32 protein-coding genes are annotated in these 24,165 nt (G+C 53.2%); 9 read left to right on the forward strand and 23 right to left on the reverse strand.

The features are described from left to right. Window positions 1–211 precede the first annotated feature (211 nt). A complete protein-coding gene (locus KGP25_RS17430; RefSeq protein WP_023344670.1) occupies window positions 212–574 on the reverse strand; it encodes a YcgJ family protein in 363 nt (120 codons plus the stop codon). A gap of 427 nt (window positions 575–1,001) precedes the next feature. Here KGP25_RS17430 and KGP25_RS17435 point away from each other — a divergent pair, with 427 nt between their 5' ends. Then, the gene (locus KGP25_RS17435; protein WP_229226268.1) at window positions 1,002–1,232 is read left to right on the forward strand and encodes a barstar family protein; all 231 of its coding nucleotides are present in this window, start codon (window positions 1,002–1,004) and stop codon (window positions 1,230–1,232) included. A 164-nt stretch (window positions 1,233–1,396) separates the two neighbouring features. On the opposite strand, the gene KGP25_RS17440 is transcribed toward KGP25_RS17435, so the two are convergent. Further along, a complete protein-coding gene (locus KGP25_RS17440; protein WP_072001482.1) occupies window positions 1,397–1,609 on the reverse strand; it encodes a hypothetical protein in 213 nt (70 codons plus the stop codon). Window positions 1,610–1,967: 358 nt separating this feature from the next. Between KGP25_RS17440 and KGP25_RS17445 the strand changes: the two genes are divergently transcribed. The 3 genes from KGP25_RS17445 (at window position 1,968) to KGP25_RS17455 (ending at window position 3,547) form a co-directional block, all read left to right on the forward strand. Continuing rightward, window positions 1,968–2,516, forward strand: coding sequence for a hypothetical protein (locus tag KGP25_RS17445; RefSeq protein WP_223539362.1), 549 nt, complete (start codon window positions 1,968–1,970; stop codon window positions 2,514–2,516). Between the two features lie 460 nt (window positions 2,517–2,976). Then, window positions 2,977–3,228 (forward strand): hypothetical protein, encoded by a 252-nt coding sequence (locus tag KGP25_RS17450; RefSeq protein ID WP_023292816.1) that lies wholly within the window; start codon window positions 2,977–2,979, stop codon window positions 3,226–3,228. Further along, window positions 3,200–3,547: a phosphotyrosine protein phosphatase gene (locus KGP25_RS17455; protein WP_032651266.1), complete on the forward strand. Its 348-nt coding sequence runs from the start codon at window positions 3,200–3,202 to the stop codon at window positions 3,545–3,547. The genes KGP25_RS17450 and KGP25_RS17455 overlap by 29 nt, the downstream gene beginning before the upstream one ends. A 97-nt stretch (window positions 3,548–3,644) precedes the next feature. Here KGP25_RS17455 and KGP25_RS17460 read toward each other — a convergent pair whose 3' ends face one another. Next, on the reverse strand, window positions 3,645–4,298 hold the full coding sequence (locus tag KGP25_RS17460; protein WP_032675326.1) for a LysE family translocator: 654 nt from the start codon (window positions 4,296–4,298) through the stop codon (window positions 3,645–3,647). 238 nt (window positions 4,299–4,536) lie between these two features. Here KGP25_RS17460 and KGP25_RS17465 point away from each other — a divergent pair, with 238 nt between their 5' ends. Then, entirely contained in the window at window positions 4,537–4,755 is a 219-nt protein-coding gene (locus KGP25_RS17465) for a hypothetical protein (RefSeq protein WP_032648750.1), read from the forward strand. Between the two features lie 146 nt (window positions 4,756–4,901). On the opposite strand, the gene guaA is transcribed toward KGP25_RS17465, so the two are convergent. Together guaA and guaB are read right to left on the reverse strand one after the other, a co-directional pair. Beyond that, window positions 4,902–6,479, reverse strand: coding sequence for a glutamine-hydrolyzing GMP synthase (guaA, locus tag KGP25_RS17470; protein WP_008502126.1), 1,578 nt, complete (start codon window positions 6,477–6,479; stop codon window positions 4,902–4,904). A 67-nt stretch (window positions 6,480–6,546) separates the two neighbouring features. Beyond that, the gene (guaB, locus tag KGP25_RS17475; protein WP_008502128.1) at window positions 6,547–8,013 is read right to left on the reverse strand and encodes an IMP dehydrogenase; all 1,467 of its coding nucleotides are present in this window, start codon (window positions 8,011–8,013) and stop codon (window positions 6,547–6,549) included. 158 nt (window positions 8,014–8,171) lie between these two features. Here guaB and xseA point away from each other — a divergent pair, with 158 nt between their 5' ends. From xseA to KGP25_RS17490, 3 genes are read left to right on the forward strand one after another with little or no spacing between them, the layout of a single operon-like run. Then, window positions 8,172–9,545: an exodeoxyribonuclease VII large subunit gene (xseA, locus tag KGP25_RS17480; protein ID WP_223539363.1), complete on the forward strand. Its 1,374-nt coding sequence runs from the start codon at window positions 8,172–8,174 to the stop codon at window positions 9,543–9,545. A gap of 58 nt (window positions 9,546–9,603) precedes the next feature. Next, a complete protein-coding gene (locus KGP25_RS17485) occupies window positions 9,604–10,623 on the forward strand; it encodes a M4 family metallopeptidase (protein ID WP_048226222.1) in 1,020 nt (339 codons plus the stop codon). Then, a complete protein-coding gene (locus tag KGP25_RS17490; protein ID WP_048226224.1) occupies window positions 10,624–10,974 on the forward strand; it encodes a protealysin inhibitor emfourin in 351 nt (116 codons plus the stop codon). Here the strand turns inward: KGP25_RS17490 and KGP25_RS17495 are convergent. From KGP25_RS17495 to KGP25_RS17515, 5 genes are all read right to left on the reverse strand, one after another. Continuing rightward, window positions 10,971–11,192, reverse strand: coding sequence for a zinc ribbon domain-containing protein (locus KGP25_RS17495; RefSeq protein ID WP_023294288.1), 222 nt, complete (start codon window positions 11,190–11,192; stop codon window positions 10,971–10,973). The two genes, KGP25_RS17490 and KGP25_RS17495, sit on opposite strands and share 4 nt — an antisense overlap. 73 nt (window positions 11,193–11,265) lie before the next feature. Then, window positions 11,266–12,276 (reverse strand): Gfo/Idh/MocA family oxidoreductase, encoded by a 1,011-nt coding sequence (locus KGP25_RS17500; RefSeq protein WP_223539364.1) that lies wholly within the window; start codon window positions 12,274–12,276, stop codon window positions 11,266–11,268. Window positions 12,277–12,334: 58 nt separating this feature from the next. Beyond that, window positions 12,335–13,879, reverse strand: a complete 1,545-nt coding sequence (locus tag KGP25_RS17505; protein ID WP_111967887.1) for a peptide MFS transporter — start codon at window positions 13,877–13,879, stop codon at window positions 12,335–12,337. Between the two features lie 714 nt (window positions 13,880–14,593). Further along, window positions 14,594–16,432: a transglycosylase SLT domain-containing protein gene (locus KGP25_RS17510; RefSeq protein ID WP_223539365.1), complete on the reverse strand. Its 1,839-nt coding sequence runs from the start codon at window positions 16,430–16,432 to the stop codon at window positions 14,594–14,596. Beyond that, the gene (locus KGP25_RS17515; protein ID WP_223539366.1) at window positions 16,429–16,611 is read right to left on the reverse strand and encodes a hypothetical protein; all 183 of its coding nucleotides are present in this window, start codon (window positions 16,609–16,611) and stop codon (window positions 16,429–16,431) included. Before KGP25_RS17515 ends, KGP25_RS17510 begins: the two co-directional genes overlap by 4 nt. Window positions 16,612–16,822: 211 nt before the next feature. On the opposite strand from KGP25_RS17515, the gene KGP25_RS17520 reads away from it, so the two are divergent. Further along, window positions 16,823–17,263: a hypothetical protein gene (locus KGP25_RS17520; RefSeq protein WP_223539367.1), complete on the forward strand. Its 441-nt coding sequence runs from the start codon at window positions 16,823–16,825 to the stop codon at window positions 17,261–17,263. Between the two features lie 47 nt (window positions 17,264–17,310). Here KGP25_RS17520 and KGP25_RS17525 read toward each other — a convergent pair whose 3' ends face one another. The 13 genes from KGP25_RS17525 to KGP25_RS17585 all read right to left on the reverse strand — a co-directional run bounded on the left by KGP25_RS17525 (window position 17,311) and on the right by KGP25_RS17585 (window position 24,077). Next, window positions 17,311–17,754 carry a hypothetical protein gene (locus KGP25_RS17525; protein ID WP_223539368.1) on the reverse strand — a complete coding sequence of 148 codons (444 nt, stop codon included), beginning with the start codon at window positions 17,752–17,754 and terminating at the stop codon, window positions 17,311–17,313. Between the two features lie 2 nt (window positions 17,755–17,756). Beyond that, window positions 17,757–18,212: a type II toxin-antitoxin system antitoxin SocA domain-containing protein gene (locus tag KGP25_RS17530; RefSeq protein ID WP_223539369.1), complete on the reverse strand. Its 456-nt coding sequence runs from the start codon at window positions 18,210–18,212 to the stop codon at window positions 17,757–17,759. Window positions 18,213–18,502: 290 nt separating this feature from the next. Next, window positions 18,503–18,730 carry a PerC family transcriptional regulator gene (locus KGP25_RS17535; protein WP_223539370.1) on the reverse strand — a complete coding sequence of 76 codons (228 nt, stop codon included), beginning with the start codon at window positions 18,728–18,730 and terminating at the stop codon, window positions 18,503–18,505. 197 nt (window positions 18,731–18,927) lie between these two features. Then, window positions 18,928–19,095, reverse strand: coding sequence for a hypothetical protein (locus KGP25_RS17540; RefSeq protein ID WP_223539371.1), 168 nt, complete (start codon window positions 19,093–19,095; stop codon window positions 18,928–18,930). Between the two features lie 321 nt (window positions 19,096–19,416). Next, complete coding sequence (locus KGP25_RS17545; RefSeq protein ID WP_223539372.1) at window positions 19,417–21,858, reverse strand: toprim domain-containing protein; 2,442 nt, start codon at window positions 21,856–21,858, stop codon at window positions 19,417–19,419. After that, complete coding sequence (locus KGP25_RS17550) at window positions 21,851–22,201, reverse strand: hypothetical protein (protein WP_223539373.1); 351 nt, start codon at window positions 22,199–22,201, stop codon at window positions 21,851–21,853. The genes KGP25_RS17545 and KGP25_RS17550 overlap by 8 nt, the downstream gene beginning before the upstream one ends. An 8-nt stretch (window positions 22,202–22,209) precedes the next feature. Beyond that, window positions 22,210–22,806: a hypothetical protein gene (locus KGP25_RS17555; RefSeq protein WP_223539374.1), complete on the reverse strand. Its 597-nt coding sequence runs from the start codon at window positions 22,804–22,806 to the stop codon at window positions 22,210–22,212. Continuing rightward, window positions 22,803–22,997: a hypothetical protein gene (locus tag KGP25_RS17560; RefSeq protein WP_223539375.1), complete on the reverse strand. Its 195-nt coding sequence runs from the start codon at window positions 22,995–22,997 to the stop codon at window positions 22,803–22,805. The genes KGP25_RS17555 and KGP25_RS17560 overlap by 4 nt, the downstream gene beginning before the upstream one ends. Then, window positions 22,994–23,206, reverse strand: coding sequence for a hypothetical protein (locus KGP25_RS17565; protein WP_223539376.1), 213 nt, complete (start codon window positions 23,204–23,206; stop codon window positions 22,994–22,996). Before KGP25_RS17565 ends, KGP25_RS17560 begins: the two co-directional genes overlap by 4 nt. After that, the gene (locus tag KGP25_RS17570; RefSeq protein WP_223539377.1) at window positions 23,203–23,475 is read right to left on the reverse strand and encodes a transcriptional regulator; all 273 of its coding nucleotides are present in this window, start codon (window positions 23,473–23,475) and stop codon (window positions 23,203–23,205) included. Before KGP25_RS17570 ends, KGP25_RS17565 begins: the two co-directional genes overlap by 4 nt. Then, complete coding sequence (locus tag KGP25_RS17575) at window positions 23,472–23,690, reverse strand: hypothetical protein (RefSeq protein ID WP_223539378.1); 219 nt, start codon at window positions 23,688–23,690, stop codon at window positions 23,472–23,474. Before KGP25_RS17575 ends, KGP25_RS17570 begins: the two co-directional genes overlap by 4 nt. Then, window positions 23,687–23,881, reverse strand: a complete 195-nt coding sequence (locus tag KGP25_RS17580) for a hypothetical protein (RefSeq protein ID WP_223539379.1) — start codon at window positions 23,879–23,881, stop codon at window positions 23,687–23,689. Before KGP25_RS17580 ends, KGP25_RS17575 begins: the two co-directional genes overlap by 4 nt. After that, window positions 23,874–24,077 carry a host cell division inhibitor Icd-like protein gene (locus KGP25_RS17585; protein WP_223539380.1) on the reverse strand — a complete coding sequence of 68 codons (204 nt, stop codon included), beginning with the start codon at window positions 24,075–24,077 and terminating at the stop codon, window positions 23,874–23,876. The genes KGP25_RS17580 and KGP25_RS17585 overlap by 8 nt, the downstream gene beginning before the upstream one ends. Window positions 24,078–24,165 lie beyond the last annotated feature (88 nt).

The raw sequence follows: 24,165 nt of genomic DNA on the forward strand, positions 1-24,165 counted from the left end.
ATTCGCTCATGGTAGTGAATGGGAATTCACGTAACCAGACCGCTTCACTGTTACGCTCAGCTAAAGCGTAGTGACAGAGTAATATTCCGCAACATAACCACTAACAAGAAATTTAATTTTGACAACCCGATCATAATTTATAATATACACTACAAAATATAATTTATATCTCTATAACGTAGCCTTTCACTGTGGTCTCTTTTCATCGCCATTATTCGCCAAACAGCAGCGTTGTGTACTTTTTAGATACCGCCCCGGAGCGCTGTCCGTTCGCGCCATAATAGCGATCTTCACGGCACAGTCGCTCCTTCACATCGCAGAAAATACCGTTGGCAAAGGTGAATTCAGTCAGATCGACATTGCTCGACGTGAACACCTCGTTTGCAGCAGCCTTCTTACCGAGATAGGTCTCTGTCAACGCGCGGGATAATCCCTTGTCATTGGCGCATACATATCGGTCGCAGAGCACGCCCGATACTGGCGACTTGAGCCTGGCGGGGGTCCTGGCCTGGGCGGACATGGCGGACACGGCCAGCAGCGCGGCCACAGAGCATGCGAGTATTGATTTGTTCAAGATGATAATCTCCGTTGGTTAATGAATGTCGGCTTTACGCCGGGCGCGGTGGAACCATCATGAGGGTGAAAAACCCTGGAGGGTTTTAAGCTTCAGCAGGGAACGCCCCGAATGGCTTTTTGTCGACCGAAACGTCGTCGAAAGTTCAGCTCGTAGGCAATTGTAAGGGCCCTATCCCGGTGAGTCATGCGATTTTAAAGAGCTGAACTAATATGCTGTATACGGAGTGGGTTTGTGGGGCGGGTTAGGTCCGCTCTGAGCGAAGAGCGGAAGATGGTAATTGTTGAAACCATCAAGGCGGACATTACGTGCATTGTCGTGTATTAATTAACGGGTAGAAAGTCAAAGTGAGTGAACAGGAATGAGTGTAGGTGAATTGTATTTGGATGGAGCGCACGTCCTATCTGAAAAAGAGTTTCATTCCATTATGTCTGCATCATTAGACTTTGGGCCTTACTATGGTAGAAATCTCGATGCATTGTGGGATCGCCTTAGCACCGATATTGAAAGGCCGGTAAAAATAATATGGTTAAACTCTGACTTATCCAGAATATATCTTGGCAGTTATTTCGACGAAATTATCAAGGTTTTTGAGAGGGCAAAACTGCAAGACCTGAATTCAAATTGGGAAGAAAAGTTCGAGTATATATTGAAATAACCCGTACCCGCAGGATAGTCCGGCGTAGTGGCATTCCGATTTTGGCAACATAGACAGAAGTGTGAAATGTCCGTTCTTGGCACTCAGGTGACCTACACAACGGCGATCATGAGGCTCAACTGGACAGTAAGATGTTTTTGTCCAGTTGTACCTGCCTGTGGCATTTATCTCAGTAATACCTGAATCAGCTGAACAAAGATATACACTGTCGCTGCCACTTGTATAGTCCGGAACCCCCATCTGAGATAGCGCCATTCATGGCGTTCTCTGGCATCAGCTGCTTCAATAGCGGGGTCAGAACATTTTCTTTTCCTGGCCCTGAATTCATCGATTACCCACAGGATGAGAATAAAGGTAATGATGGTTTTCTGAAGGATGGATTATCCACAAAGAGTGACTCCGCCCTGCCCGCTGATACAAGCAGAATAGATGAACCAACTTCACGTAGCCACCACTCACCACTAAATGTAGGGGTGATATTCGTTTTCGTTCTGGTGGATTTTGCAGTGATTCTGTCCATGGCAGTTTGCTCCCCTGCTATCTGACCAGCGGACATTGCTAACAGCATTCTGAGCGAATCAACAGGGTGCAGGTCAATGCTTGTCTGTCTGAACCTGAACGAAGGGGCGCGCGTATAGATGACAGTTTATGACACTTCATCCTAACTGCTGTTAAAATAACATTTCTACTCATTATGAGATGCTATGTGCCGCCTAACACTGATAAGGAGTTCAGATGTCTATCTGGCAGCCAAAGAGCCGCGAAAATAGCCTTAAATTGCTACTCAGAGATATTCCTGATTGTAATTGGGTGCCTTGTGTCAAGAGGGCTGTAGGTGGTTTAACCGAAGTCGCTTTTTCACGCAATTATAACCACTTGCTCCTGATCATTTCCTCTTCCGGAAGAGGGGTGCTTGATTGCCTGAGTGGAGAGATTATTGCCAGAGATTATGAAGAATATGGTAACTGGTACGACTCAATTGGCCTTGCATGTACAGGTATAGGACCGCTGAGCGGTGAAACTCTTTCCATCGCCGGTCTGTGTGGCGGTGGTTTACCAATGTATAACCGGTATGGAGAAGCACTCGAGCGAGTATCGCCAGAGTGGCCTCTGGAAATGTTAATCTGGTGCCCGCCGGGCAAGAGTGCATTAATCACATCCCATAAAGAAGGGTGTCTCAGACTTGCGAATGATTACTTTCACTGTGTTGGTTTCTCATGGGATGGTGAGTTAATTATATCGGCAACAAGCAGTGACATCACTGTCTGGAAAAGACAGGGCTGATTAATATGACTGCTACGTGGTGTTAAAAATGAAGGAAATTGACGATGAGTTTGTAGAATATGATTTGGACTGGTTTTTATCCAGCCAGGAAGGGTGCCTCACGCATTTTACAACCCTTCTGACCCATAATGCGGCTTTTGTTCCATGGAGCTATTGTCATGTTCAATCTCCATTGGGTTAGTAGATGTGATTATGGTTGTCCTATATGAGCCAGGAGTGGAAGTGAGCTTTATGATTAACTCGACCATTTTCGGACAATTTTCTAAAAACGAATGTTCTGTTTTGATGGGGTATTCACCCTTCGTTTGAGCGGAGTATACCTATCACCGAAGCCAGAAACTTGACTATGACTCACCATAAACGGGAGTATTAACTGCCCCCGTAAGATGCTAAGCTTCTACAGTTTGTTCTCCCCGTATTATCGCGGCTGCTGACCCGATTAATCTGAGAGAGTAAAACAATGGAAACAAAACGTACTCGAGATTGGCGCAATGCACAGAAGCGACGTAACAAGTCTCGTGATATCCGCAAGACCTTATTAAAATTCCGTGGCGAAAAAAACTGGAAGATGCTTTACACGCGGTCGGATAAATTGTTGCGTGCCGCACAACTGGGGCTTGAGTATCCACGTATTACTAACCAACAGCTTGCCTTGAGAGGTCTGGAAGAATACCTCTATTCGGATGAACGTACTTTTTATATGCAGTCGTAATCAATGGCGAAGCCCCACGGCGGAACAGGTGTTCCGCCGTTATCCATCCCTTGCCGTACTTTCCGCTGGGACTAGCCGGAATGCAAAAAAAAGAGTTTCTGCCGAATTGCTTCAATGGGCTGATGTTGTCTGTGTGATGGAGCAGAAGCACAAAAATCGCTTAGTGGCCCAATATGGCAGGATCATCGCATTCAAGCCTCTGCATGTGCTCGATATCTCTGACGATTATCTTTTTATGGATCCTGAGTTGATAGCAATATTCAAAGATATCGTACCGGAAAAATTGGGACTAACCGATCAAGAAACAGAGAGCCAATAAGCGTTTTATCTTTCTGTTATTTATTTCTACACATCCTTCTTCGACAGTGTCCGCTTCTGGCACGGAGCGGACACTGGGTTTACCCTTTCGGTAAAACTTAACTGGAAGATTTCGATACGACACCAGACCCGCTAAACAACATGCGGATACCGAGGCCTATCATGACAACACCTGTAAATCGTTCCTGCCATTTGATAAAGCCAGGGTGTTTACTTAGCCAGTTTCCAAATGTCCCTGATGCCATCGCGACTGACCCCAGGGAAATAATTCCTGCCAGCTTCTGGATACTACCCAGAACAAGCAATTGCAGCCAGACAGGACCCGCGGCAGGATCGACAAACTGAGGAAGAAAAGCAAACATGAACAGCAGGGATTTTGGGTTAGTCAGGCTGTTCAGGGCGCCTTCCTTAACGGCACTCCAGTCAGAAATTTTGGCCGTTTTTCGCAGCCGCGTATCTGTGCCTGAAGTCGCAATCATTTTTATGCCCAGCCACATCAGATAAGCCGCTCCAGCCCACCTTAACAGATCTAGTGCAACCGGCCAGGCATGAACAACGGCTACCAGCCCCAGGACAAGAAAAGAAACTTGCACAAAACCCGCTACAAATACATTACCCAGTACCGTAAACAGTGCAATACGTCTTCCCTGACCGACGCCTCTGGCGATAGTTAGCATCATGTCTGGCCCCGGAGAAATCTCCAGAAGCGTCAGCGCGAGAAGAAAAGTGATAAACGTTTCGATGGAAGGCATCTTGGTTGAGTCCGGATAAATATTTCTGCTACGTTACCTCAGTCCGATTCGAGCCGAAAGTGGAATATACTGCAGCGTCTGCTGCAGGCACAGAGCAGACAGAGCAGATACAGAAGCATGATGTCCACTGTGAGCGAGATGCGAACGCTGACCTTTCATCTTTGTACAATTTACACTCTGGCCTGATCTGACATGTATCATAGATACAGGAACTCACTAGCATGATCGGAGATTGCATATGCTGATATATAACGTTTTTGGACGGCATATTGGCGTTCAACGTAAGCATGATCGGTGGCTGGTATTTCGTGCTGACCTGACGGAGAGAAAGTTTTCTCGACTCTATGACATCGCTATTCCTGACGATATGACTGAAGGTGAGATTGCCGGTTGGCTGGGTGACATTTTCCATGAAGCCGCAACCGATCGTCATCCAAATGTGGAACGCATCGAATAAGGATTTAATGGATAGTATTACGTTGCGCCCGCTCCTGGCACTCACCTGACATGATGTTGCCAGCCATGGCCCAAAAAAAAGCCCGCAATCCGCGGGCTTAGAGATAATTTAGAACCTGTTAGTACCAGACGTATCCGGTTGGGAAATCATTCCCACTCAATGGTAGCCGGTGGCTTACCGCTGATGTCATACACCACGCGGGAAATGCCGTTCACTTCGTTGATGATGCGGTTAGACACACGGCCCAGGAAGTCATACGGCAGGTGCGCCCAGTGCGCGGTCATGAAGTCGATGGTTTCCACCGCACGCAGGGAAACAACCCAGTCGTACTTGCGGCCGTCGCCCATTACGCCAACGGAGCGAACCGGCAGGAACACGGTGAACGCCTGGCTCACTTTGTTATACAGGTCAGCTTTGTGCAGCTCTTCAATGAAGATCGCGTCCGCGCGACGCAGCAGATCGCAGTACTCTTTCTTCACTTCGCCCAGCACGCGCACGCCAAGACCCGGGCCCGGGAACGGGTGACGGTAGAGCATGTCGTACGGCAGACCCAGTTCCAGACCGATCTTACGCACTTCGTCTTTGAACAGCTCGCGCAGCGGCTCAACCAGACCCATCTTCATCTCTTTCGGCAGGCCGCCCACGTTGTGGTGAGATTTGATAACGTGCGCTTTGCCGGTGGCGGAGGCCGCAGACTCGATCACATCAGGATAGATGGTGCCCTGCGCCAGCCATTTGACGTCGTCCAGCTTCAGCGCTTCTTCGTCGAACACTTCCACGAACACGCGGCCGATGATCTTACGCTTCGCTTCCGGATCGTTCTCGCCTTTCAGCGCGTCCAGGAAGCGCTGCTCGCCTTCCACGTGAACGATGTTCAGACCGAAGTGGTCGCCGAACATGTCCATAACCTGCTGGGCTTCGTTCAGGCGCAGCAGGCCGTTGTCCACGAAGACGCAGGTCAGGTTTTTACCGATGGCGCGGTGCAGCAGCATCGCGGTCACGGAGGAGTCCACGCCGCCGGAGAGGCCGAGGATCACTTTGTCATCGCCAACCTGCTGGCGGATACGCTCAACGGCGTCGTCGATGATTTTTGCCGGGGTCCACAGGGCTTCACACTGGCAGATGTCGCGCACGAAGCGCTCCAGCATACGCATACCCTGACGGGTGTGGGTTACTTCCGGGTGGAACTGCACGCCGTAGAAGCGTTTTTCTTCGTTCGCCATGATGGCAAACGGGCAGCTCTCTGTGCTGGCAACGGTCACGAAGTCAGACGGGATGGCGGTGACTTTATCGCCGTGGCTCATCCACACGTCCAGCAGCGGTTTGCCATCTGCGGTCAGGGAGTCTTCGATACCGCGCACCAGCGCGCTGTCGTTTACCACTTCAACCTGCGCATAGCCGAACTCGCGCTCGCTGGAGCCTTCTACGTGGCCGCCCAGCTGCATTGCCATGGTCTGCATACCGTAGCAAACGCCGAATACCGGCACGCCAGCTTCGAACACGTACTGCGGCGCGCGCGGGCTGTTCTCTTCGGTGGTGCTTTCCGGGCCGCCGGACAGGATGATGCCGCTTGGATTGAATTCGCGAATCTGTGCTTCCGTGACATCCCACGCCCACAGTTCACAGTAAACGCCCAGTTCACGTACGCGACGCGCCACCAGCTGAGTGTACTGAGAACCAAAGTCCAGGATGAGAATGCGATGTTTATGAATGTTTTCCGTCATTGACGCTAATTCCGAGGCAAGTGAAACAAAAACAGAGCGCCCGGCAGGAGCCGGGCGCGGAAACTTATCAGGAGCCCAGACGGTAGTTCGGGGACTCTTTGGTGATCGTCACGTCGTGAACGTGGCTCTCCTGGATACCCGCACCGCTGATGCGTACGAATTCCGCTTTAGTACGCAGCAGGTCAATGGTACCACAGCCGGTCAGACCCATACAGGAGCGCAGGCCGCCCATCTGCTGGTGGATGATCTCTTTAAGACGGCCTTTATAGGCAACGCGACCTTCGATACCTTCCGGCACCAGTTTGTCAGCAGCGTTATCGGTCTGGAAGTAACGGTCGGAGGAACCTTTGGACATCGCGCCCAGGGAGCCCATGCCGCGGTAGGATTTGTAAGAACGGCCCTGGTAGAGTTCGATTTCACCCGGAGATTCTTCGGTACCGGCCAGCATGGAGCCCACCATCACCGCCGCTGCACCCGCAGCGATCGCTTTCGCGATGTCGCCAGAGAAGCGGATACCGCCGTCAGCGATAACCGGAATACCGGTTCCTTCCAGCGCCTCAACCGCGTCAGACACCGCGGTGATCTGCGGAACGCCCACGCCGGTCACGATACGCGTAGTACAGATAGAGCCAGGACCGATACCCACTTTGACCGCGCTGCAGCCAGCGTCAGCCAGCGCGCGAGCGCCTGCGCCAGTGGCCACGTTACCGCCGATGATCTGCAGGTCAGGGTATTTGGCACGGGTGTCGCGAATACGCTGCAGAACGCCTTCGGAGTGGCCGTGAGAGGAGTCAATCAGCAGGACGTCAACGCCCGCAGCAACCAGCGCGTCAACGCGCTCTTCGTTACCAGCACCTGCGCCTACCGCAGCGCCAACGCGCAGACGGCCATGCTCGTCTTTACAGGCGTTAGGCTTACGTTCTGCTTTCTGGAAATCTTTAACGGTGATCATGCCGCGCAGGTGGAAGTTGCTGTCAACAACCAGCGCTTTTTCAACGCGTTTTTCGTGCATTTTTGCCAGCACCACGTCGCGGGTTTCACCTTCGCGAACGGTGACCAGACGCTCTTTTGGCGTCATGTACACGCTGACAGGCTGGTTCAGGTCAGTCACGAAACGCACGTCACGACCGGTAATAATACCAACCAGCTCGTTCTCTTCAGTCACCACCGGGTAACCGGCGAAGCCGTTACGCTCGGTCAGGGCTTTCACTTCGTGCAGGGTGGTAGTTGGCAGAACGGTCTGTGGGTCGGACACGATGCCGGATTCATGTTTCTTCACGCGGCGAACTTCTTCCGCCTGACGTTCGATAGACATGTTTTTGTGAATAAAGCCAATGCCACCTTCCTGTGCCAGGGCGATAGCCAGGCGCGCTTCAGTCACGGTGTCCATTGCCGCAGAGAGCATAGGAATGTTCAGGCGAATGGTTTTCGTCAACTGCGTGCTGAGATCGGCAGTATTCGGCAGAACAGTGGAGTGAGCGGGAACGAGGAGGACGTCGTCAAACGTCAGTGCTTCTTTAGCGATACGTAGCATGGGCAATATCTCTGACCTGGGTGGTTAAATATTGCCGTGGCATTATACAGAGCGTAACCGATTGCATCTACACTTTTTTATAAAAAAGCTTGCGATTGCCTCTCAGCAGGTTACTATCGACTGAATAACTTGCTGATTTAGAATTTGATCCCGCTCACATGTTATCCTCACAATCCCCCTCAATTTATACCGTCAGCCGCCTGAATCAGACGGTGCGTTTGCTGCTTGAGCAGGAAATGGGGCAGGTCTGGATCAGCGGTGAAATCTCTAACTTCACGCAGCCCTCCTCCGGCCACTGGTACTTTACGCTAAAAGACGATACCGCCCAGGTGCGCTGCGCGATGTTCCGCAACAGCAACCGCCGCGTGACGTTCCGTCCTCAGCACGGCCAGCAGGTTCTGGTGCGCGCCAATATCACCCTGTATGAGCCGCGCGGCGACTATCAGATTATCGTCGAGAGCATGCAGCCTGCGGGCGAAGGCCTGCTGCAGCAAAAGTACGAACAGTTAAAGGCGAAGCTCTCAGAAGAGGGACTTTTCGACCAGCAGTTCAAAAAGCCACTACCCTCGCCTGCCCACTGCGTGGGTGTCATCACCTCGAAAACCGGTGCGGCACTACACGATATTTTGCACGTCCTGAAACGTCGCGATCCTTCCCTGCCCGTGATCATCTACCCGACCGCCGTGCAGGGTGACGATGCGCCGGGGCAGATTGTGCGCGCCATTGAGCTGGCGAACGCCCGTCAGGAGTGCGACGTCTTAATCGTCGGACGCGGCGGCGGCTCGCTGGAAGATCTGTGGAGCTTTAACGACGAGCGCGTGGCGCGGGCAATCTTTGCAAGTCAGATCCCCGTGGTGAGCGCCGTCGGCCACGAAACGGACGTGACGATCGCCGATTTTGTCGCGGATCTCCGCGCGCCGACGCCGTCCGCGGCGGCAGAGGTGGTCAGCCGCAACCAGCTGGAACTGCTGCGTCAGATCCAGAGCGGCCAGCAGCGTCTTGAGATGGCGATGGACTACTACCTCGCCAATCGGACCCGGCGCTTTACCCAGCTTAATCACCGTCTCCAGCAGCAACATCCGCAGCTGCGTCTGGCGCGTCAGCAAACCGTGCTGGAGCGTCTGCGCCAGCGCATGAACGTGGCGATGGACACGCAGATCAAGCGCGCGGTGTCGCGCCAGCAGCGCGTGACGCAGCGTCTGAACCAGCAGAACCCGCAGCCGAAAATTTATCGCGCGCAAACGCGGATTCAACAGCTGGAGTACCGTCTGGCGGAAACTCTCCGCGCGCGACTGAGCACCACCCGCGAACGCTTTGGCAATGCGGTGACCCACCTTGAAGCGGTCAGCCCCCTCTCCACGCTGGCGCGCGGCTATAGCGTGACGACGGCAACAGACGGCAAGGTGCTGAAGCAAACCAAACAGGTGAATACCGGCGATGTGCTGAAGACGCGTCTGTCAGACGGCTGGGTAGAAAGCGAAGTGAAATCAATTAAACCGGTGAAAAAGACCCGTCAGCGTAAAACCGGATAATTCTTCGCCGGTTACTTACTATACTGCTGCTATTCCCTTTTTTAATAAGGAGAGCAGCATGTCCCATCTTTATAGCGTGATCCCCCCGTATATTCTTCGTCGTATTATCGAAAGCGGTTCCGAACCGCAGCAGCGCTGTGCCCGCCAGACCTTAACCCACGTCCAGACGCTGATGGCCCATATGCCGGGCAAACCCGCCGCGCCGCACGTGAATAAAGCCGGGCAGCTGGAGCGGGATATCTACGACGCGAAGCAAACTCAGGAGCTACCGGGTACGCAGGTGCGTTATGAAGGTCAGCCGTCGAACGGCGATGTGGCAGTAGACGAAGCCTACGAGTATTTGGGTATTACCCATGATTTCTTCTGGAAGGAATATCAGCGCGATTCGCTCGATAACAAAGGGCTTATTTTAACCGGTACCGTTCACTATGGCCGGGAATATCAGAACGCCTTCTGGAACGGTCAGCAGATGGTTTTTGGCGACGGCGACGGGGAAATATTTAACCGCTTCACCATCGCCATAGATGTCGTGGCGCATGAGCTGAGCCACGGCGTGACCGAGACCGAAGCCGGGCTTATCTACTTTGAGCAGTCCGGCGCGCTGAACGAGTCGCTGTCGGACGTGTTTGGCTCACTGGTGAAGCAGTACCATCTGAAGCAAACCGCTGATAAAGCGGACTGGCTGATTGGTGAGGGATTACTGGCAAAAGGCATCAACGGCAAAGGGCTGCGCTCGATGTCTGAACCGGGCACCGCCTACAACGATCCGCTGCTCGGCAAAGACCCGCAGCCTGCACATATGAAGGATTTCATCAAAACGCGTGAGGATAACGGCGGCGTACATCTGAACTCCGGCATCCCCAACCGGGCATTTTATCTGGCCGCGACGGCGATCGGCGGCTACGCCTGGGAAAAAGCGGGTTATGCCTGGTACGACACGGTTTGCGATCGCAATCTGGCGCAGGATGCAGATTTTGAGGCCTTCGCAAAACTGACGATCGCGCACGGAGAGAAACGCTCCGGCGGCGACGTTGGGGCGGCCATTAAACAAGCCTGGGAACAGGTGGGAGTGTTGTAAATGCAGGTTCCGGAACTGACGGATGACGCCGTGGTTGAGCTGGCCCGGGAAGGCGGCGTCGCCTATATTCCCAAGCTGAGCGGCCAGCGCACCATCGCGCTCTCCTCGCTCAATGAGGCCCAGCGCCAGCGTCTGATAAGCATCCTGGAGCAGGCCTTTCCGCGCGGTCAGCCGCCGGGACAGGCCTCGTCACCCGGCAGCGGCGACCAGCGCTATTTCCGCATCCAGATTATCTGGACCGGGCAAAATCAGGCGCACTACGCCGATATCATCGTGCTGGTACCGGAGCAGGAAGCGCCCGAGTCGCTGGTCGAGCTGTGGAAGAAAGGCGAAGGCTGCGTGTGCGATTAACCTTCGGCCCGAACAAACTCCACGCGTTTTTTAGAGATAAGACCGTGGCCGTTCTGGCAGAAGTAGTCCACCGCCCCGCAGGCTTTTAAGACCTGGAGTGGCTGATGGCACTCCGGGCAGCGGGCTTCAAGCGCAATATCCTTATTACAGCTCTCGCAGTGTGCCACCCCGTTCAGGGGCTCAAGCGGTGCCTGGCAATCCGGGCAGGTAATCGTCATGGTGACTCCTTAAAGCATTCTGGTCTGCAATAATTTTACCACGTTGCGTTCAGTGCGGGCCACGCAGCTGTTGCTACAAGGTCAGCAGCAGCTCAACTTCCTCGATTCGGCGACGCGTCGTGCGGCTCACCTCGTGCGGATCCCGTTCAAACAGGCTGTTGGTGCCCAGAATGTGTCCGGTAAGACAGTGCTCGTAGATCGAGCCGGGAATTGTCCAGCATTGGCGCGTGTCGCCATCGATCATCTCCAGCACATCTTCAGCGCCGTGCCGGTCGTAACTGATGGTCCGCCCGTCGCGTAACCAGAGCCGTAAGCCTTTTTGCCCGCCAGCGGGTCCCGCATATTTATTAAGCCAGAGATCCACCGGCACGCCGCTGATGCGGCCCTGCAGATGCGCCTCGCCCTCCGCCGTGGTCAGGTCGCCTTTGGCAATAGCGCGGCCCAGGCGGTCTTTAGCCGTCACCACCTGCAACGTCATCTCATCATTCCCGTCCAGATAACGCAGCGTTTCGCGCAGCATCGCCAGCACGTGCGTGCCGATATCCAGAATCACGCCATCCGGGTGGCGAAGCTTACGGGTGTCCGGTTCGCCGGTAGCAAAGTTAAGCGCGATGGGCTCCCCTGCGGCGTTAACTCCGCTCGGCTCCTGCAAAAAGCCGTCGATTTTGACGATCTCAGAGACAGTACCCACCAGCGACCGCTTCACCGTTTCGAGGCGCGCCATCCAGTGATCGAGCGCCAGCACGCGGGGTGCAACGTCGGGGTTTGCCAGCAGCGCGTTGAGCTTTGCGATTTGGGCAAGCGTGGCAACGATCGGTTTTTCAACCACGATGCGGGAAACCGATGAGGCGAGAGCGTGTTCAAGCACCTCAAGATGGTGGAGCGACGCCGTGGTAATAAACAGGGTATCAAGCGGCCGGGAGAGGAGTTCAGCCAGTGTGGCACAGCGCGTTACCCCCTCCGGCTGTTTTACGGGCTGGATATCAAAGCCTAAACAGTGCGGGAGATTATCAAAGCATTTTCGTATTGCGGGCAGGTAAGCTGTTTCAACGACTGCGCCAAGACCAACAAACCCTAAAAGCATGTTCTTACCTCGTTGAGTAAATTGCCGGGGCATAACGCCGCCCCGGCAAGCCCGAGGTTTATGAGGCGTTAGCTGCCGGTTTAGTCTGCGCATTTTCCAGCATGCGGCGTACCGGAACAATGAGGACGATCAGTACCGCGGCACAAATCAGCAGCGCGACGGAGCAGCGCGCAAAGAGATCCGGTAGCATATCCAGCTGGTCGGCCTTCACGTGGCCGCCAATCAGACCCGCCGCCAGATTACCCAGCGCGCTGGCACAGAACCACAGCCCCATCATCTGACCGCGCATTCTCTCCGGCGCCAGCAGCGTCATGGTCGCCAGGCCAATCGGGCTGAGACACAGTTCGCCGAGCGTCAGCATCAGGATGCTGCCCACCAGCCAGAACGGCGATACGCCCGCCCCACCGCTGCTCAGCACGTTCTGTGCCGCCAGCATCATCAGGCCAAAGCCCGCTGCGGCACACAGAATACCGATAACAAACTTGGTGATGCTGCTCGGGCGAATGTTCATGCTCGCCAGCTTCGGCCACGCCCAGCTGAATACCGGTGCCAGCAGGATGATGAACAGGGCGTTGATTGACTGGAACCACACCGCCGGGATTTCGAAATCGCCGATCATGCGGTTAGTGTAGTCGTTGGCAAACAGGTTGAACGAGGTTGGCTTCTGTTCAAACGCGGACCAGAAGAACGCCGCGGAGATCAGCAGAATAAAGCAGACCAGCAGTCTGGCGCGCTCTTTACGGTTCAGGCCCGCAAAGACAAACAGATAGATAAAGTAGAGGGCCACGGACGCCGCAATCACGTAGACCAGCACGCTGGCTACCGCGACCGGGTTAATCACAATCACGCCCTGCGCAATCAGCGTCACGAGCGTTGCCACGCCTGCCGCCAGCGCCAGCAGCCAAACGCCCACGCCGTTACGCTTCACCACCGGGCTGTTCCAGGTGGAGTCGAGGCCGACTTCGCCGTCATAGCGTTTCATGGCCGGAACGGCAAACACGCGGAAGATAATCAGCGCCACCAGCATCCCGATACCGCCAATGCCAAAGCCCCAGTGCCAGCCGTGGGTTTTAATCAGCCAGCCGGAAATCAGCGGCGCGATGAACGAGCCCATGTTGATACCCATATAGAACAGCGAGAAACCGCCGTCGCGACGCGCGTCGCCTTTTTTATACAGGGTACCGACCATGACTGAAATACAGGTCTTGAACAGCCCGGAGCCGAGCACGATGAACATCAGGCCGATAAAGAACAGGTTGTTGCCCATCACCGCCGAGAGCGCAATCGACAGGTGACCGAGCGCAATCAGGATCGAACCGTACCAGACGGCTCTCTGCTGACCGAGCCAGTTATCCGCCAGCCAGCCGCCCGGCAGCGCAGCCAGGTACATGGTACCGGCAAAGATACCGACAATCGCCGAGGCGTTTTCACGCGCCAGACCCATCCCGCCGTCATAGACGGTGGCGGCCATAAACAGGATCAGTAACGGACGAATGCCGTAAAACGAGAAACGCTCCCACATCTCGGTGAAGAACAGGGAACCGAGCGGATAAGGATGGCCGAAGAACGTTCGGCTTTCTTTTTGATTAACAGAGGATTGCATAATTCTCCCGAAAGGTATGTCGTCGTGCTTGTAAACACCAGCAGGTACGCCGGCCAGTTACGTATCTGGCCGATTTTTTACATGCGGCGAAAAGTTAGTTAACCATTTGATAACCAGGCGCTAGTTTTGTCTAGTACCGGACCCTGGACTTTAAGATGAAAATTCGACGATTGTCTACTTTCTTAGATTTAAACATGGTTAAAAGTGAATAGTGATTGACTTCACACAGGGAAAACCGGCGGTATGATTGGGCAAAAAAAAGCCCGCGATCATCGCGGGCTTTCGTGAGAGCAGCAAAGCTTATTTGCTTTTCTTAATGTGAAAGACAAATAAAGCGATAAATACATTGATTTTAAATGAATTTATAATTCATTAAATAAAAATGGGTACAACCATGTGTACAACCAAAATCAAAGTGCTCTGCTTTTTAGCTCACTTTTTGAACTACGAAAATTTCGCAGCTTCTCCGATCCCTTGCCGCCAAACCTTACCGTCACCCTTACCGTCACCTTACCGTACCATGTCGGGCGCATGGTAGATATTAATGTCAGCCGTCCGTGGCATGATGATGTGTCTAACCTTCTGATTAAATTATTTTCTGTCAGAAACCCGTAATTGCCTAAATGACTTTCCGCCCTTTGTCGCCAAACCTTAGCCAAACCTTAGTGTCACCTTAGGGAAACCTTAGGGTTTCTGTACAACCAATCGCACCCGTCACGCCTGAACACCGCTCGCAAACGCCTGAACAGTCCCCGCTCTCATGGTTTGCTTCTTGAGGCTATCGGCAAGCGCGTCAACCGTTTGCGGGTTCGTGTTGACGTGAACAGTACCAACGTGGACTGAACTTGTCTGGCTGTTATTGGTGTGGTTTGTCGTGCTGGATGGCGGGATGCTGGCTAACGCTAGCTGCTGCTGGTAATACTTCGTGGCGTCAGTATCAAAACCCATTACCGATTTAACCTTACCGCCGTACTCCATCGTCTCTTTCGGAACGGGACGCCAATTCCCCTTCTTATCAGTGAAACCATCGCCCCTTCCCTGCTCTATCCACTGGTCAACGTTCCCCTGTCCCCAATTGTAAGCCATGAGAGCATCATCTAAGTTTCCGCTATATTTTTTTAGCATCCTGTTTAGATAGATTTGAGCCGCCGCGCGGGATTTTTCCGGGTCTAGTCGCTCGTCAATATCACTATCAACTCGCAATCCCATCTCAATAGCTGTTGGCTTCATGAATTGAAAATCACCAACCGCCCCCGCTGGGCTGTACAGTTTTTTCCCGCCGCCGGACTCTACCTGTCTCACCGCGTCAAGCATCGTGTCATCAGCTCGGTAATATTTTCTATCTTTCTCTGGCAGTAACTGGTATTGCCATGTTGCGCCTGTCCTTTCCATGATGTCTTTTGTTGACGCTTCCCCGGCATCTCCAGAATAAAGCATTGCCGCCCACGGTGATAATCTGGCAGCCAACCTCGCAGCCGCACCTGTCGCAGAGTTTCCCGCAACTCCGGCGGCTACTCCTCCACCGACTACAGCGCCCGACACTGCCCTTAACGCTGCTCCAGATACCGCCTTGCCTCCAAGGTATGTACCCGCCAGAATCAATAGCGCATTTTCAGCCCCACCAACGGCTTCGGTGAATTTCTTCACCGTATCGCCTGCAGTTTTGAAAAAGCCCTCTATGTCGCCGTGGTTGTTCTTTATCCAGTCACCAAAGGCTTTCATTGCCGATATGACATCAGGCGCAAAGGCAACAACCAAATCCTTCTTCAGTCGGTCTAGCTCTGCGTCAAACTCACCCAGCGTCTTAACAATCGCTTCCTGCTCCTTCACCTGCTGAGCCGTCAGGTCGGACTTTTTGGTTTCAGAGTCCACCAGCGTTTTAAGTTCGCCAGATTTGATTTTGGCAGCGTCGGAAGGGTCGAATCCGGCTGCCGCCATCACCTGCATCAGATTTTCCTGCGAGTGGGTTTTTCCGTACCGGGTGAACTCACTCAGCGCCTTGTTCGGGTCGCCAAGCTCATTGATGTCCAGCCCTGTACGCGCTCCCAGCGTCAGAAGGTTTTGCGCTGCGCCAGTTAATCCGCCAAATATTGTCGGGTCTTTGATGTTTGCCAGTGCCATACGGGCACCGCCAGACGCGCCTATAAACGCCTCGGAATCCAGCCCGGCTTGCTTAAAGCCCCTGCGCATTCCGTATATCTTATTTACGTCAGTGCCGAAAAATTTAGCCTGAGTGCTGGCGCGGGCAATCTCATTCGCCGTGGAAGTGAAAAGCTGCTTAATGCCGTACAGTCCGGCGCCAATACCGAGAAACCCGGCGGCGGCAGCGGTCACATTACGAAAGGCAGAGACAGCGTTTTTTGCGGACTTCTCAAATTCCTGTTGTTGCTTCTTCCGTTCTGCCGCTCGCGCTTTTTCGGCCTTTTCAGCGTCCTTTTCAGAGCGCTCCATGACCCGATTGAGATTTGTTACTTCCTGACTGACCTTTTTCTTGCCGTTGAGAAACTCGTCAGCCTTTAGCGTGACCTCGTAGGCCAGTTGAGTGACTATCATGCTGTTACCTTCATTTTTGCGTGGGTCGCCAGAGCACTATCAATAAGCCCGCGGGCGATCTCGTGAATAGATGGAGCAACCCCGATACCTGAAATTTCGCGGTGTTGCTTCTGAATGTTTCGAATGGCCTGTATCTGCGTTTCACTGAGCAATACAGGCTTTACGTTTTGTTTAGACATTTGTACCCCCTGATATTTACACAGTAATTTTAATTGCATTATTTAAAACAATCATTGTCTTTGTTGCTATTTTTGAAATGAATGACGTAATCATTTTCCGTGTGCGGCTGGCTGTTCTACATACGGGATTTTCTCGCATCTTCTCATGATGTATAACGGTGTTATACAGTGATATTCTGTTCAAAGATAAACACTTATAAGGTCGCAAATCATGAGTAAATCCAGTCTTGTAGCGTTCCGTGTCCCGGCTGAGTTACTGGAGGCGTTTAATCAATCCGTGGCGGGATCTGGAGGGGACAAAACAGCATGGCTTCTAGACGCGCTGCGCAGCAAACTGAACCAGCCAGAGAGTAACCCTCAGTCACGTATGCTGGCGCTGGTGGAGCGAATGGAAACAGCCGCCGCTGCTCTGGCAGGAGGAAAGCAGGGAATTCCGCCCCAGCCGTACAACGAGTCTGCTGTGATTCGGATTATCGCCGATACTATCCGTCAGGGCTTCGATAATGGGCGCGTGATTGCTGAGCGGCTCAATGAAGCTGGTTATCAGACTAAGGCGGGCAAGGCATGGGATAAAGACATTTACAGCGCATGGAAGCGGCAGGGAGGGCATGGCGACAAGCTGGCGGCGGCGATCCGAGCGCGTGGTAGCTAACTTAGCGACGCTGATAGCGCGATTTATGGGGGATGAGAGCGATTGGATTAACTTTTATTGCCCCCCGGGTACAGCTGGTGGTCAGGGTCAAGCCATACAACGTGGAACACGTTACCAATGAAAAATCCATGCACGCGCCCGTGTTCATTGCGTGATACCGCGAACTGATAAGGCTTATAGCTCTGGAATTGCTCGTTAAGATGCTGGAAGCCCTCTGGCTCTGAGGTTTGACACCAGTCAATGGGGTGAGATTTTAGCGAACCGCCACGATCCGCAGTGAATTCCCGCTCTGTCATTGTGGAAAGCGCCTTAAGTCTGTCGAGCACCTTACAGAAATAGGCTGCGCTCTGCGCATTGAAATTAAATTTATGATGAGCGGCATCAATAAAGCTAAAAGAAAAGTTTATGGTTGCCACCCCAGCGCCAGCCATTCCAGGCACAATCCGTGTCTGCACTGGGGTGATTTTTGATGGTCTGATAGACTTTTTCATTTTCATGAAGCCATTGAGCGATAAAACTCTGCCGTAATACCTTTATCTATAATGTTTTGGCATGTTGAATCGGATGGAATGCCATTGCGAGCCTGGAGCCATGGCTTTTCCTGGTGCGTCATTTGCTCGAGCTCATAAGCAGTAAACCCGCCAAAGACTTGATAAATTTCGTCAAGATGGCTAGTTACCTTCTCAGGGAGTTCTGGGCAGGCGATATCTTCGGTAATCGGTCGCCATTTATATTCTGCAAATCTGACATACAGAGCACGCGCTACCGGACCATGAACCCAGGCTTCAAACTGGTCTGATATCAACTCATCCCCATCATTTAAAGCCATGTACCAAGCGTCGGCATAAAAAACCATCTTTTGCAGCTTCAGGGGGGTCATTACGTCCCCGTGATCCTGAGCAAAGAAAAGCAGATAATCAGCCACACTATTAAGGTTTGTTGCTGCCATGATAAAGCCTCCTGCAATTTATCGGCGTCTACTACAAACAATAGTCGCATATAAACAAACTTAATGCGCGTCGTAAAGTGCGCCCTAGTGATGGTCTGTGATGGCTCACAACCTTGTTCTCACCTACCTGCGTGGCGCTGGTTTCTTCCACTGGTAGGCGGGTGATCGCATCATTTCGCGGAACCTGTCGCGCCGGACTATATCGGCCTTAATCACGCGCTCCATCTCCCGAACCTCTACCGGGGTAAGCTGGTGGCCTTCATGCTCCAGCTTGGCGGCTGTCAATGCTGCTATCTCCTGTGGTGTTGTGTACCAGTAGCGGCTTTATGCAGATCGCCATAATCATCAGCTTTCACTGCCTGGCTTTTCAGTTTCGCCAGACACGAATCACAACGCCGCCTCACCCATTCCTGTTCGTCGCTTCTGGCTCTGGTCATCATAACATCCTGCCATCGCCTCGCTGCCCTGCGATATAATCCTTTTGCCTCAAGTTCTTCGGCTTTACTGTCTTTAACCACGCAACACCTATTTCTAGCAGCGATAAAGCAAAAAAAAGCTCACCGGAGTGAGCCAAAAGAGTCAATAATGCCAATGGGATAAACTATCATAACCAACAAAATCATATTAATGGTCTGGGATTCCCAATTGTGTATTTATTTACGCATCCTGTTATTGAATTTTACTGGTTAGTGATGTGGGTTAGCTTGCTCAGCACTCAGGAATCCCGCCATAGAGAGAATCCCCAGCGTTTCAGGTAGTCCATGATTTCATTCAGTCGGGACAATTCGCCAGCCACTAACAAGGTCGCCGCCTCCTGCGTGTTGAAGCCCTGCGCCTCAATTTCCCTGATAACTTCGATCTGCTTTTTGTGGTGCTCGTTCATTTTTTCCATTCCTTCTGATTCATCCCCCCCTGTGAATCTTTTTGGGGGTGTTGTTGGTCTACCCGGTCTACCTGCGGCAAAAAAAATCAAAAAACCCAGTAATTACGCGGCTTGCAGAGGGGTAGACGTTTGTTTTCATACGTCTACCCTACGTCTACCTACGTCTACCCTGTTTATTTATACAGCATCAAAATAGGTAGACGTATGTAGACGTAAGGTAGAGGTAAATATATATACATCTACCTGCCTGTAACCCTTGCCATCACTGGCCTGAAAGCAAAAAGGGTAGACGTGTAGACGTAAGTCACCCCTAAAAAGTTTTCACACGGGGGTATCTGGAACATCAACCCCGTATGCGCGGGGAATAAATTCCTCTGCCAGCTCCGTTATGCTCAGGTTGGTCTGAGTGCGCCCCTTAACTTTCCGTGTCAGATACTGACTCCGGTACTCCTTCGCGGCGTTTTTCATCGCCCGAGAAAACTTCTCCACAGAGAGAGGTTTACCCAGCCCGTGATATTCCAGGAAAGATAAATACAGGTGATAAAGATACGCTCTCGGTTCAGGCTGTCCCGCCCATGTTCCGCCGCCCATCATCAGCCCTTTAGGCTCGGTCATGAAAAACAGCGCTGCGCACATGTCGATCACGGGGTCTGTGCCGCGCTTAACGTCCAGCGCCTCCAGTGAATCGCGCTGCTCCAGCAAAAGTAACTTAGCCCTGTTCTGGTCGGAAAAAGCACCCAGCAAGTGACGAATGATTACCGGTACTTCGAGCCGAATTTTAGCGGTTAGATCCGGGTCTTTATCTGCCTCAGAAACTGGATTATTGAACGGGAATATCACACGGCGGCGGGCAATGCCCCCGTTACGCTCGGTAAATGTCATTGGTTCGTTATTGGTCGCCAGCACAACCGCATTCAGTACCGTTGTGAACTGCTTTTCGTACTTGCCGTCGATTTCAACCGGATCGCCGCCTGTAATGGCCTTGATACCCGCCCCCTCACCAACGTAGCGCGTCTGGTCTGGCATAATTATCAGGCTCTTTCCGACGAACTGCGCCCGCCCGCGTGCAAGGTCGAGCGTGCTCATGCTACCGCTGGCTGTGTTGTGCTCCCCGGCAAGCGTCGCGGCAATGCTGCTGAATACGGACTTACCGCTGCCACCTTCCCCCGTCACCTCAATAAATAGCTGCCAGTCGTGACGCTTTGCCAGCACCATAAACAAGGCCGCTTTGATGCGCTCACCTTTACCGTGGTCGCCATCGCTGGCGTGGTTCAGCCATCGCGTGAAGTGTGGAGCGTGCTCTGTAAGGCTTTCTCCCGGAGCTGGTGGTGTGTAGTCGATCCCGTTGTGGTTCATCAGCCAGTTATCCGGGCTGTGATCGGAAAATGTACGTGTGTTGAGGTCGTACACGCCATTATTAAAACCGATTAAATCTGCTCGCTGGTCAGCGGTGGGCTGTAGCTGTAGCTTCATCGTCGCCACCACGGACTTAATTCCCTTTTCCGTGTAATGGGCTTCGTGCTCCTCAAAAATGGACACCATGACGCGTTCAAGCTCACTGTCTGGCAGTTTTTCCCACACGCCCGAGCCGTAGTGATACACCACGCCGCTATCAGCATTTACCGCCAGCCTGTCCCAGCGAGCCGCAAGCAACTTTGCTTTCTGGCTTGCTGCCATCTGGGAAATGTCACCGTTTTCTGTTCGGCGGCTCTTTTTACCGCCCTCAATCGCTCTCAGTTGGACGTTCACATCTTCCCCCTTAATCTGGTACATCGAATTGTTAAAAGCCACTACAGAGGCTTCCAGCCCGTTTTCATGGTGGTAGTCATTCCAGTCTGCCTTGTGGCCTGTCGGTGGAACGGATACCCAGCCCGCCACGGACAAGGCGGCTTTCTCTGCGGCCTCTCTGCCTGTATTGGGCTGCCCGTCTTCGTGGTGGTCGTTATCTGCGGCAATGATGATTTCTGCGTCCGGGTACTTCCGGCGCATTACCCCGGCTACATGAGTCAGGTTCCCGGCGTCAATTGCTGCCACTGTGAGCGCGTCAGGGCGCATCAGGTGAACTGATAATGCCGTTGCCAGCCCTTCGGCGATTAAAACGCTATGGGGCGATTCTGGCGCGTTTACGGCATGGTATGCCCCGCGCTTTGCCGAACCCGTCAGGAGGCGCTTTTCTCCCTGCGGGGTAATGGTCTGCGCTGCTGCCACCGCGCCGGATTCGTCCACCAGCTCAAGCAGGACTGAACCATCAGGCAATAGCGGGAAAGTGAACCCGTCCAGCCCCTTAGCAATCAGGTATTCAGATTCACGCTGTACGGCGCTGTCACGCATTCCGGCGTACAGACTGGCAAAGGTAGCCTGTCGCTGCTTTGCTCTCTCTGCGGCCTGTTTCTGGCGCTCCTGCTCTCGCTGCTGGCGGTCAGCTTCCAGTTGCTCCCTTCTCTGGCTCGCTGCTGTCGGGTCTGCTTCTGCTGTCCGGTAATCAATACCCAGCACACCAGCGGCAAGCCTCGCCGCCTCCGTGGTGTCGCAGTTGTTCACCTTCTTAATCAGGTCTAAGCCGTCGCCCGCACCGCACTGATTGCAGATGTGAGCGCCGCGCCCGTTGTCGTCGAACCGAAAGCGATCCGTACCGCCACACACGGGGCATCCGGCGTGTCGGTGGGGCGAATCAGGAACATCAATATTCAGGCCAGCCAGCACATGAGGCCAGTTATTCGCTGCTGCGCTGGTCACTTCGCGGATAAGGTCGATATTACGCATTCACACCCCCGCCATTACCCGAAACCGTTGCGCCCATATCGTTAGTCATGCTCTGCCAAATCTCTATCCCGGTGTCAGTGATACCGCCGCGCCCGGCGCATCTTGTCATTAGCGCGATCCCGATACTTTCCCAATGCGGGTAGTTGTCCCTGAGCGCCTCCAGTGCGTAACTGTCGATAAGGTCACGCACCCCTTTGACGCCGCCGATAATGTCCACGCGAACAGACTGCCCGCCTACATCAACCATGAAATAAGCGCCGCCGCTGGTGGCGGTGATATGGTCATACAGTGCCGCCGCATACTGGTTAGCCAGTGAATTAAGCTGGAAATTTTTAGTAATCATGCTGTCCCTCAGTGCGCCAGCGGCTGCTCTGGCAGCCCGTTCTGTTCAAGGTCTGCGATAAAGTGATCGTGTAACTGCGCCAGTACTTCACGCCCAAAATCCGAAATAACCCCGGCATCAGCGTCAATCATTCGGGCATAAAACGTAATGGCGTGCTCTGTACCCTGTTCAATTCCGTAGCGCTCAATCATCGCACCCTCGATGTTGTTCGCCATCGCCAGACGTTCAGAGAACGGATAAACCACAATCCCCGTCTTACCATTTGAGTAAATCGCTACCTTTGACGTTGTGCCGTCAGCCTCAGTGACGGAGGTTGTGCCGTTCTCACGCTTCATGTCAGAGATAAAGACAGCGGCAACCAGCCAGCGCCACATAGTCACGTTATGCTGCGCAGTGAAGTCGAACCAGCCACACGCCCCGCCATCAGCAACGGCAGAATGAATGGCGTAGCCGATATCTGGCTTATCGTCGTACTCTCCCGCATCCAGACGGCTTACAGCGCTCTCATAGGTGATAATTGCTACATGTTCATAAATCCCGGCATCGTTGCGGGTCATGATGTTCACGCCGTCCGGTGTGGCCTCTGCCCGGTGTAATGTAATCATGCTGCTGACTCCTGTTGTTTCTCACGCTGCTGAACAGCGGCGATAGCTTCCACGCTCCAGCCGTTGCCGTGTGCTTCGTCTCTCATTTGCTGAACGGCAATATCTGGCGTACTGCCCTCGCCGTACCATGTGACCGCTATCGACGCTCCCGCGCCATCAAGACAGGTAGCGAAAATTCGGAACTGTTTCATTTGCCCGCCTTTAGAAACGCCTCATAAGCTATAAGCGCCCCCTCAGCGCGGCGGGCGCAATCCGGTATTCCGTCGAGAATCGTTAAAACAGAGCCAATCAGTCGCCCCTCAGTGGTATCTCCGCGCGCATTACCTAGCCAGAGGGATAAAATCGCCTGTACCTGCTCCACTCGCGCAGAAACATCAGCCATGTCGTCACTTACGCTCATTTGCCAGCCTCCGCTCTCGCCTGACACTCTTCCACGCCTGTAATTGAGTGAATCTCAAACAACCACGCGCATAACTCGTCACGTACCGCGCTCTCTGTTATTCCCGGCATAATCTCCGTCAGTACATGGGTCAGTCCTGCGTGCGCACGCAAAAGGCGGGCGCGTGAAACGTTCTCCGCTGCGTCTGGTTTCGGTACTTCATCGCAACCCAGAGCGGCGCGAATGCGCATACTGACCGCCCTTGCTCCCTCAATCTGGCAATTGCTCATGCTGAAACCTCCATATCCCCGGCACCAGTCGCAGTAATTAGCGAGGCAAAGGCAATGACGCGGGTAATGCGGACACTGGTTAACCCTTCGTGCTGCGCCTTGTTCATGGCGTGCGCCTTTGCCTCTCTCATGCTGGATGATGCGATCCGGTAATTAATGCCAATGGTCAGGCCGCGCTTATTAACGCCGTAGCCTGTAATGTGGAAGTGGTTCATTCTCCGGCCTCCATGATTGCCAGCTCTGAAAGGGCGTCGTTGACCAGCCCCGAACACGCGTCTATAGCGATGGATATATCAGTCGCATCCATCCTTTCAGCGGAAAGGCTGACGGCAACCAGCACGGCAGAGGCTTGCTCTAATGATTTCTGAGCAAACTCAATGCTACTTTTCAGTGGTTTTTTACGCATGGCTCACCCCCGCTCTGAAACGGGCAGAGAACACCATCACGCAGCCATCGGGTGACTGCTGGCGGGCTTCCGCTTCGGTTGCGGCCTCAATGGTAATCAGGCGTGGTTTGGCTGTACTCAGCGCCAGAAAACGCCAGATGAATTTATTCAGGGTGTGCGAATCCCGCCCTTGCGGGTGTGTGGTACTATTTTCCATAGCTGCCTCGATAGTGTTGTTATCGGTGGTGGTTAGAAGCCCTGTAGGTGTGTCCGCACTTACGGGGTTTTGTTTTTGTTGACTCTGG

Source organism: Enterobacter sp. JBIWA003 (genome assembly GCF_019968825.1).
Classification (GTDB): domain Bacteria; phylum Pseudomonadota; class Gammaproteobacteria; order Enterobacterales; family Enterobacteriaceae; genus Enterobacter; species Enterobacter quasiroggenkampii.

Excerpts from the sequence above, each read along its gene's own strand:
- KGP25_RS17435 (WP_229226268.1), top strand. The coding sequence starts at position 1,002 with ATGTCTGCATCATTAGACTTTGGGCCTTACTATGGTAGAAATCTCGAT.
- KGP25_RS17445 (WP_223539362.1), top strand. The coding sequence starts at position 1,968 with ATGTCTATCTGGCAGCCAAAGAGCCGCGAAAATAGCCTTAAATTGCTA.
- KGP25_RS17450 (WP_023292816.1), top strand. The coding sequence starts at position 2,977 with ATGGAAACAAAACGTACTCGAGATTGGCGCAATGCACAGAAGCGACGT.
- KGP25_RS17455 (WP_032651266.1), top strand. The coding sequence starts at position 3,200 with ATGAACGTACTTTTTATATGCAGTCGTAATCAATGGCGAAGCCCCACG.
- KGP25_RS17460 (WP_032675326.1), bottom strand. The coding sequence starts at position 4,298 with ATGCCTTCCATCGAAACGTTTATCACTTTTCTTCTCGCGCTGACGCTT.
- KGP25_RS17465 (WP_032648750.1), top strand. The coding sequence starts at position 4,537 with ATGCTGATATATAACGTTTTTGGACGGCATATTGGCGTTCAACGTAAG.
- guaA (WP_008502126.1), bottom strand. The coding sequence starts at position 6,479 with ATGACGGAAAACATTCATAAACATCGCATTCTCATCCTGGACTTTGGT.
- guaB (WP_008502128.1), bottom strand. The coding sequence starts at position 8,013 with ATGCTACGTATCGCTAAAGAAGCACTGACGTTTGACGACGTCCTCCTC.
- xseA (WP_223539363.1), top strand. The coding sequence starts at position 8,172 with ATGTTATCCTCACAATCCCCCTCAATTTATACCGTCAGCCGCCTGAAT.
- KGP25_RS17485 (WP_048226222.1), top strand. The coding sequence starts at position 9,604 with ATGTCCCATCTTTATAGCGTGATCCCCCCGTATATTCTTCGTCGTATT.
- KGP25_RS17490 (WP_048226224.1), top strand. The coding sequence starts at position 10,624 with ATGCAGGTTCCGGAACTGACGGATGACGCCGTGGTTGAGCTGGCCCGG.
- KGP25_RS17495 (WP_023294288.1), bottom strand. The coding sequence starts at position 11,192 with ATGACGATTACCTGCCCGGATTGCCAGGCACCGCTTGAGCCCCTGAAC.
- KGP25_RS17500 (WP_223539364.1), bottom strand. The coding sequence starts at position 12,276 with ATGCTTTTAGGGTTTGTTGGTCTTGGCGCAGTCGTTGAAACAGCTTAC.
- KGP25_RS17505 (WP_111967887.1), bottom strand. The coding sequence starts at position 13,879 with ATGCAATCCTCTGTTAATCAAAAAGAAAGCCGAACGTTCTTCGGCCAT.
- KGP25_RS17510 (WP_223539365.1), bottom strand. The coding sequence starts at position 16,432 with ATGATAGTCACTCAACTGGCCTACGAGGTCACGCTAAAGGCTGACGAG.
- KGP25_RS17515 (WP_223539366.1), bottom strand. The coding sequence starts at position 16,611 with ATGTCTAAACAAAACGTAAAGCCTGTATTGCTCAGTGAAACGCAGATA.
- KGP25_RS17520 (WP_223539367.1), top strand. The coding sequence starts at position 16,823 with ATGAGTAAATCCAGTCTTGTAGCGTTCCGTGTCCCGGCTGAGTTACTG.
- KGP25_RS17525 (WP_223539368.1), bottom strand. The coding sequence starts at position 17,754 with ATGAAAAAGTCTATCAGACCATCAAAAATCACCCCAGTGCAGACACGG.
- KGP25_RS17530 (WP_223539369.1), bottom strand. The coding sequence starts at position 18,212 with ATGGCAGCAACAAACCTTAATAGTGTGGCTGATTATCTGCTTTTCTTT.
- KGP25_RS17540 (WP_223539371.1), bottom strand. The coding sequence starts at position 19,095 with ATGAACGAGCACCACAAAAAGCAGATCGAAGTTATCAGGGAAATTGAG.
- KGP25_RS17545 (WP_223539372.1), bottom strand. The coding sequence starts at position 21,858 with ATGCGTAATATCGACCTTATCCGCGAAGTGACCAGCGCAGCAGCGAAT.
- KGP25_RS17550 (WP_223539373.1), bottom strand. The coding sequence starts at position 22,201 with ATGATTACTAAAAATTTCCAGCTTAATTCACTGGCTAACCAGTATGCG.
- KGP25_RS17555 (WP_223539374.1), bottom strand. The coding sequence starts at position 22,806 with ATGATTACATTACACCGGGCAGAGGCCACACCGGACGGCGTGAACATC.
- KGP25_RS17560 (WP_223539375.1), bottom strand. The coding sequence starts at position 22,997 with ATGAAACAGTTCCGAATTTTCGCTACCTGTCTTGATGGCGCGGGAGCG.
- KGP25_RS17565 (WP_223539376.1), bottom strand. The coding sequence starts at position 23,206 with ATGAGCGTAAGTGACGACATGGCTGATGTTTCTGCGCGAGTGGAGCAG.
- KGP25_RS17570 (WP_223539377.1), bottom strand. The coding sequence starts at position 23,475 with ATGAGCAATTGCCAGATTGAGGGAGCAAGGGCGGTCAGTATGCGCATT.
- KGP25_RS17575 (WP_223539378.1), bottom strand. The coding sequence starts at position 23,690 with ATGAACCACTTCCACATTACAGGCTACGGCGTTAATAAGCGCGGCCTG.
- KGP25_RS17580 (WP_223539379.1), bottom strand. The coding sequence starts at position 23,881 with ATGCGTAAAAAACCACTGAAAAGTAGCATTGAGTTTGCTCAGAAATCA.
- KGP25_RS17585 (WP_223539380.1), bottom strand. The coding sequence starts at position 24,077 with ATGGAAAATAGTACCACACACCCGCAAGGGCGGGATTCGCACACCCTG.